Below are 1,933 nucleotides of genomic sequence, written 5' to 3'. Positions count from 1 at the left end.
CCCCTGTTCCACCCCCGGCCCCGATCACCGAACATCACGTATCCGCTCTCCGTCACCGCCAGCGTGTCTTCCAGCTTGATGAAGCCCCGTGTCGGGTGAAGCATGGTCGTCTCCACCGACAGCACCATGTTCTTCTCCAGCGGTTTGGCCGCATAGGTGCCTTCATAGGTCACCGGGTGGTTGGTCATCAGGAACGGCGCCTCGTGCGTGATCAGCCCCATGCCATGGGCGAAGAAATCCGTGTAGGGCGCGACCTTCGAAGCCTTCAGCACGCCCTCGGCATGCGAAATCATGTCGCCGCCCAGCGTGCCCGCTTTGACTTTTGAAAAGGCCGCCTGCTGCACCGTCTCGACCTCGGCCAGCAGATCTTCCAGCTCGGCATCCGGTTCGCCGAGAATGCCCATCCGGCAGAGGTCGCCTATATAGCCGTGATAATTGCCGCCGGAATCGATTGACAGCACCTCGCCTTTTTTCCACGCCTGCGGTGAAGCGGCGCGGTTGTGGCTGGCACCCAGCGTCAGCAGGCAATATTCGAAATGGATGCCGCGATTGGTTTCCTCGCGCCGCAGCTGCTCGATGATCTCGCTTTTAGTCGTGCCTTCACGCGCCCAGGCAATGGTCGCCAGCATGGAATCGGTGATCAGTTCGGAGGCCGTGCGCAGCTTCTCCAGCTCCGCATCGGTCTTGATGGCGCGCATGCGCTCCAGCATGTCGGTCGCATCGATCAGCCTGGCATCCGGCAACGCCTTGCGGATCAGCGTATAGGCGTCCGATGGCAGGAAGCCAGGCTCGATGCCGATGCGCGCGCCGGCCTTGCCGATCTTCTGCAGGTGCTCGACCGCAAGGTTGGCGGCGTCGAGCGTGCCCCAGCAGGCGGCGTGCAGCGTCGGCGTCCAGAACGGATTGTTCTGGTGCTCGCCGCCCTCCATGCGGTTGCCGATATAGGCGGCATGGTCCGGCCCGCCCTTTTCGTACACGACGATCGGCAGGTACCGGCTGTGGCCGATCGCATCCATGGCGGCGAAGAAGATGAACTTGTAACCGCCCAGCAGGTATTGCGTGTTGTGCTTGGAGGTGGCGAGCAGCACATCGATGCCGGCCTCCTCCATCAGCCGGTCGACCCTTGCCTGGTCGAACGGGATATTGCCGACGGCATTCTTGCCCGGAGCAATGTTCATCTCTCTCTCCCTGAATTGCCTGGGACCGCCGGCCGTTCCGCTCGCGATCCCCTGGCCATGACTCAAATCTGCACCATTTTGCCCGTTCTGGTCCAGCCAGAAATAGGGCAAACAGCACCGTTCCATGTCATCATACCTTTGTCCGTCGCATATCCCATCAATTTGGTCCTACCAGATTGACGTGATAGAAGCGCATATTCCAAACTGGTCCAGCGGACGAAAATTTCAAAGCCAAGCGAGGATGCGCCAATTCCGTCTCTGGCGAAACCCTCGGCAAGGCTCATAATCGCCGCCGCAAGGATGCTGGCGGGCTTGCCGGCGTTCGAGGGGTATTGGCGCGCCCAACCGGGTCGCGGAGAGGACGGAGTTCGATCATGTCAGGTTTCACGATTTCCAGGCGCACGATGCTTTCCGGCTCGGCAATGCTGCTGGCCTCCACCGCCATGCCGACACCGGGCTGGGCGCAGACGCCGAAGAAGGGCGGGCGGCTTGTGCTTGCCGCCGATTCCGAACCGCGCAACCTCAACCCGGCGATCGTCGCTTCCAACGGCGTCTTCTTCATCTCCAGCAAGATCGTCGAAACGCTGGCCGAAGCCTCCTACGACGGCAAGGACGGACTCGCGCCAAGGCTGGCGCTGAGCTGGGAGGGTGCCGCCGACGGGCTCTCGGTGACGTTCAAACTGCGCGACGGCGTCAAATGGCATGACGGCAAGCCGTTCACCTCCGCCGACGTGGCCTTCTCGGCGCTGCAGATC

At 62.1% G+C, this 1,933-nt stretch carries 3 protein-coding genes; 1 reads left to right on the top strand and 2 read right to left on the bottom strand.

Translation table 11 applies throughout. The annotated features are described in order from the left end of the window. Positions 1-1,178: Xaa-Pro peptidase family protein (locus EN879_RS33850; protein WP_140736587.1), on the bottom strand; the 1,178-nt coding region annotated here is incomplete at its 3' end. A 62-nt stretch (positions 1,179-1,240) separates the two neighbouring features. Then, complete coding sequence (locus EN879_RS33845) at positions 1,241-1,462, bottom strand: hypothetical protein (protein ID WP_127224205.1); 222 nt, start codon at positions 1,460-1,462, stop codon at positions 1,241-1,243. Positions 1,463-1,552: 90 nt separating this feature from the next. Here EN879_RS33845 and EN879_RS33840 point away from each other — a divergent pair. Then, on the top strand, positions 1,553-1,933 hold a 381-nt coding region (locus tag EN879_RS33840), incomplete at its 3' end, for an ABC transporter substrate-binding protein (protein WP_245493910.1).

The organism is Mesorhizobium sp. M7A.F.Ca.AU.002.02.1.1 (assembly GCF_003998535.1).
Taxonomy (GTDB): domain Bacteria; phylum Pseudomonadota; class Alphaproteobacteria; order Rhizobiales; family Rhizobiaceae; genus Mesorhizobium; species Mesorhizobium ciceri.
The sequence above is the reverse complement of the archived record's forward strand: the minus strand, read 5'-3'. Positions and strand labels throughout refer to the sequence as shown.